Annotated in this window: 5 protein-coding genes; 1 reads left to right on the top strand and 4 read right to left on the bottom strand. The window is 68.2% G+C overall.

Translation table 11 applies throughout. The features are described 5' to 3' along the window. A partial coding sequence (locus AC1D00_RS27780) for an ABC transporter substrate-binding protein (protein ID WP_477012850.1) occupies positions 1-655 on the bottom strand: 655 nt, incomplete at its 3' end. 29 nt (positions 656-684) lie between these two features. Then, positions 685-1,779 carry an ABC transporter ATP-binding protein gene (locus AC1D00_RS27785; RefSeq protein WP_404554557.1) on the bottom strand — a complete coding sequence of 365 codons (1,095 nt, stop codon included), beginning with the start codon at positions 1,777-1,779 and terminating at the stop codon, positions 685-687. 88 nt (positions 1,780-1,867) lie between these two features. Between AC1D00_RS27785 and AC1D00_RS27790 the strand changes: the two genes are divergently transcribed. Further along, entirely contained in the window at positions 1,868-3,247 is a 1,380-nt protein-coding gene (locus AC1D00_RS27790; protein WP_477012851.1) for an amidase, read from the top strand. On the opposite strand, the gene AC1D00_RS27795 is transcribed toward AC1D00_RS27790, so the two are convergent. Together AC1D00_RS27795 and AC1D00_RS27800 are read right to left on the bottom strand one after the other, a co-directional pair. Further along, positions 3,248-3,997: an aspartate/glutamate racemase family protein gene (locus AC1D00_RS27795; protein WP_477012853.1), complete on the bottom strand. Its 750-nt coding sequence runs from the start codon at positions 3,995-3,997 to the stop codon at positions 3,248-3,250. A 2-nt stretch (positions 3,998-3,999) separates the two neighbouring features. Further along, positions 4,000-4,650: a GntR family transcriptional regulator gene (locus tag AC1D00_RS27800; RefSeq protein WP_477012852.1), complete on the bottom strand. Its 651-nt coding sequence runs from the start codon at positions 4,648-4,650 to the stop codon at positions 4,000-4,002. Positions 4,651-4,652 lie beyond the last annotated feature (2 nt).

Consider the following 4,652-nt stretch of genomic DNA (forward strand, 5'->3'; position numbering starts at 1 on the left):
ACAGGGTGGCGAGCGCGCCGGGATTGGCGGCCACGGCCGCGAGATTGGGCTTCAGCTCTTCCAGCGCCTTGAAGCCGGGATCGACATTGGCCTCCGAGCCGCCACGCATCTTGGCGATCTCGACCAGCCATCCGGTGCCGAGCGTCGAGTTGAGGTTGGTGATGCCGACGCGGCCCTTGAATTCCGGCTTCCAGAGGTCGGCCCAGGAGGTCGGCGGCGTCTTGACGGCTTCCGGATTGTAGGTGAGGCCGACGACCTGGAAGAACGGGGCGGGGCCCATCGGCTCCTGCGCCTCGGCGATCAGGTCCTTGTAAGAGGCGCTCTTCTCGACCGGATAGGGCTCGACAAGATCCTGGCCGATCGCGACGAGGGCGGGGCCGGGATCGTGCAGCATGACGTCGATCGGCGGATTGGCCTTGGCGGCATTGACCTTCGCGATCTGGTCGACCGAGAGCATGGGATCGAGCACCATCGCGGCGTCCGCGTTGGCTTTGCGGAAGGCCGGCACCAGCACGGCCTTGTGCGCTTCCTCCCAGCTTCCGGTGAAGGTCGCAAACACCAGCGGGCGGGCCTGGGCGAAGCTCAGGCCGGGAAACGCCTTCATGGCGCCGAGTGTGAGTGCGGTCGTCATCAGGCTTCGGCGGTTCATGATCATGTGGAACTCCCTCTGGACAAGGACTGGATTTAAAGCGTTGCGGGAAAGGCGTTGGCGAGCGACGGGGCGAGCGGTGCGAGGCGCACCGCGGCGCCGTTCTCTAGCGCGCGCGTCTCGCCGATGCGCGCCTGCGAGACCTTGACGCCGGAGCCGTCCGCAGTCGTGACCTCGTGCACGACGGTGGCGCCCAGCGGCAGCGACATGCCGACCACGCCGGCAAAGCCGGCTTCGTCGCCGACGAACTGCAGGTGCTCGGGCCGGATGCACACGGTGACGCGGCCACCTTCAGCGAGTGCGCCGCCCGCGGGCCGTGCGATGATCTCCGCGCCGGCATCGAGACGCACCTTGGCGGCGGTGCGGTCCGCTGAGACCACGACGCCGGGCATGCGGTTGGTGGAGCCGACGAAGGTGTTGACGAACAGCGTCTGCGGACGGTCGTAGACGTCGGACGGTGATCCGAATTGCTCGAGCTTGCCATGGCTCAGCACGGCGACGCGGTCGGCCATCGACAGCGCCTCTTCCTGGTCGTGCGTCACGATCAGCGTGGTGATGCCGGAGACGCGTTGCAGCCGCTTGACCTCGATCTGCATGTCGAGCCGCAAATTCTTGTCGAGCGCGGCAAAGGGCTCGTCGAGCAGCAGGATCGACGGCTTGATCGCGAGCGCGCGGGCCAGCGCCACGCGCTGCTGCTGACCGCCGGAGAGTTGCCGCGGCAGCCGCTCGGCCATTGCAGGCAGTTGCACCAGCTCCAGCAGGCGCTGCGCCTCGCGCTGGCGCGTCGCCTTGTCGATGCCGCGCGCGGCGAGCCCGTAAGCGACGTTCTCGCTGATCGACAGGTGCGGAAACAGCGCATAGTTCTGGAACACGATACCGACCGCGCGGCGGTTCGGCGGCAGCGTATCGACGATGTCGTCGCCGATGATGATCCGCCCTTGCGTCTGCGCGATGAAGCCGGCGATGATCCGCAGCAGGGTGGTCTTGCCGCAGCCTGACGGGCCGAGCAGGGCGATGATCTCGCCGCCCTTGATGTCGAGGTTGATGTTCTCGACCGCGAGTGCGCCGCTCGGATAGCGGTGCGTGACGGCGTCGACGACGAGCGAACGTCCGCTTGGCGCATCAGCCATGGTGTTGCCTCCCGTTGGTCCAGAGGAGAAAGCAAGTCTCGTGCCCGAAGCGCTCGCCTTTCGGTGCGCGTTTTGGCATGGTGGCCCGATGACATCGGTTTGCGACCTCACGGCCACGGAGCTTGCGCGCGCCATCGCCAGGGGCGAACTGTCCTCGCGTGACGCCGTCGAGGCGCACCTCGCACGGATTGCGGACCTCGATACCCAATTGGCGGCGTTCGTCACGGTCGATGCGGAGGGCACCCGACGTGCGGCGGAAATCTGCGATGCCGCGCCCGCGCCGATCGGACCCCTGCATGGCGTGCCGATAGGGATCAAGGACCTCACCGACACCGGCGGGCTCACGACAACTTACGGATCGGCTCTGTTCCGCGATCACGTCCCGGCGAGGGACGATCTCGTGGTCGCGCGGCTGCGGCGCGCCGGTGCGATCATTCTGGGAAAGACCAACACGCCGGAATTCGGCTTCGGTGCGGTCTGCACCAACCGGTTGCGCGGGCCGACGCGCAATCCCTTCGATCCCGCGCTGACCTCCGGCGGATCGTCCGGCGGCTCTGCCGTTGCGGTCGCGGCCGGCATGGTGCCGCTGGCGCATGGCACCGATTTCGGCGGCTCCGTGCGGACGCCCGCCAGCTTCTGCGGCGTCGCCTCGATCCGGCCGACGCCCGGCCGCGTTCCGGCGCCGCGCCGTCCGCTCGGCTGGGACATGCTCGCCACCCACGGCTTCCTCGCTCGCAGCGTTGACGACCTCGAACTTGCGCTGTCGGTATGCGGGGGAAGCGACGCGCACGATCCGCTCTCGGCCGGAATTGTCAGTGACGATCGAGCGATCGCAGGACGGCCCCGGATCGCCGTCACGCCCGATTTCGGCGTCGCGCCGGTTGCGCGCGACGTTCGAGCCCGCTTTGCCTCCGCCTGCGAGGCGCTTGCGCGCGTTGTCGATCTCGTGCCGTCGTCGCCCGATTGCGGCGGCGCGATCGAGACGTTCCGGACGCTGCGCGCCGCTCACATTGCCAATAGCTACGGCGACCTTTTGAAGACGCGCCGCGCCGAGCTCACGCCCACTGTGATCTGGAACATCGAGGCGGGCACAAAACTCTCCGCCGAAGATTATCTCAACGCCGAGCGCCGCCGCACGGCGATCTATCGCAGCTTTCGCGAGCTGTTCACGCGCGCGGACTTCATGGTCGCGCCGGCGGCATCGGTCTTGCCCTGGCCGAACGAGATCAGCGACGTCACCGCAATCGACGTCGCTCCGCTGGAGACGCCGATCGACTATCTCGCCGTCACCTTCATCGTGTCGCTGGTCGGCTTTCCGGTCCTGACCTTGCCGGCACCCCGGGGAGTGGACGAGCTGCCGTTCGGCATCCAGATCATCGCGCCGCCGGGATGCGAATCCCGCTTGTTTGCCTTCGGCCGCATCATCGAGAACGAATTGGGTTTTTCGCATCGCCGGCCGCCCCTCTGATCAGCTGTCGCGATGCTCGAGCCGGGCGGCGAGCGCGTCGGCAAGACCGATGGTCGGCTTGGCGGCGGGCCGGCGGAACGTGCCCACCGTCGCCTTGCGCAGGCGCAGCGCCACCAGCGCCTCGGCCTGCTTCACGGCGGCAATGATCTGATCGACCACAGGGACGGGGATCCGGTCGGCGACGCGTTCGGCAAGACCCGAAAGCGGCGCGCCGGCGAAGATCAGCACGTCGGCCTCGTCCTCGACAATGGCGCGCTGTGCGAGATCGACCAGCACATCCTCCTTCTCGGTGCCGACCTCGGAGATCGCCTGGAACGGCGTGTCGAGCATGCGGATGCCGGCGCAGCGATCCCACAGCCCGTGGGCGCGGACGCACTCTTCGTACCAGGGCCCCAATGCCTGGGCGAAGGTCATGATGCCGAAGCGGCGGCCGGCCATGCAGGCGGTCAGCATTGCCGCTTCCGCCATGCCGACCACGGGAATGTCGAAGGTCTCGCGCGCGGCGAACAGGCCGGGATCGCCGAAGGCGGCGATGATCGCGGCATCGACCTTGTTGTGCTGTTCGGCCAGCAGCTCCAGCGCGATGGCGCCGCCGATCTGCGCCTCGGTCCGCGTCGCGATATAGGGCACGCCGCGGGTCGCGGTGCAGGGGATCAGCTCCGTGCCGGGCGAAACCGYGCGCTGCCCGACCCGCATCATCAGCTGCGTGACTTCGGTGCTGGTGTTCGGGTTGAGCAGCAGCAGCTTCATGGTCACGCCGCCGTCTGCTTGGTTTGAGAGGTGGCGATCACTTCGAGCAGGGCGGTGCCGGTGCGCCGGACATGGGCGCCGAGCAGGCGGCCGGCCGCTTCGCTGTCGTGCGCCTCGAGCGCTGCCAGGATGTCGGCGTGCTCGTCGACCGAATTGCTCCAGCGGCTGTTAGCGCCGAGCGCGAGGTAGCGCGCGCGTTCGGCGCGGGAGATCAACGTCTCGTGCGCCTCGCGCAGCGGCGTGTTGCGCGCCATGCGGACGATGGTGTTGTGGATCTCGCCGTTGATGGCGAAGTAATCGTCGAGCTTGCCGTTGCGGTGATGACCCTCCATGCGGGTCTGAAGCGTGCGCAGGCGGGCGAGATCGCGCTCGGTGGCGCGCTCCGCGGCAAGCTCTGCGGCCAGCCGCTCGATCCCGGCCAGCGCCTCGAAAAGTTCCGAGATGCCGTCGACGGCGATGTCGGCGATGCGGGGGCTGCGATTGGGGCGCAGCTCGATCAACCCTTCCGCCGCCAGCACCTTCATCGCCTCGCGCAAGGGGGTGCGCGAGACGCCGAGTTCTTTCGAAAGCCTGGTCTCCTGGGTCCGCGATCCCGGCGGCAGCTCGCCGCGGATGATCATCGTCCGCATCCGCGCGGCGGCGCGCTCATGCAGGC

The organism is Bradyrhizobium sp. P2_E8 (assembly GCF_056403875.1).

Excerpts from the sequence above, each read along its gene's own strand:
- AC1D00_RS27785 (WP_404554557.1), bottom strand. The coding sequence starts at position 1,779 with ATGGCTGATGCGCCAAGCGGACGTTCGCTCGTCGTCGACGCCGTCACG.
- AC1D00_RS27790 (WP_477012851.1), top strand. The coding sequence starts at position 1,868 with ATGACATCGGTTTGCGACCTCACGGCCACGGAGCTTGCGCGCGCCATC.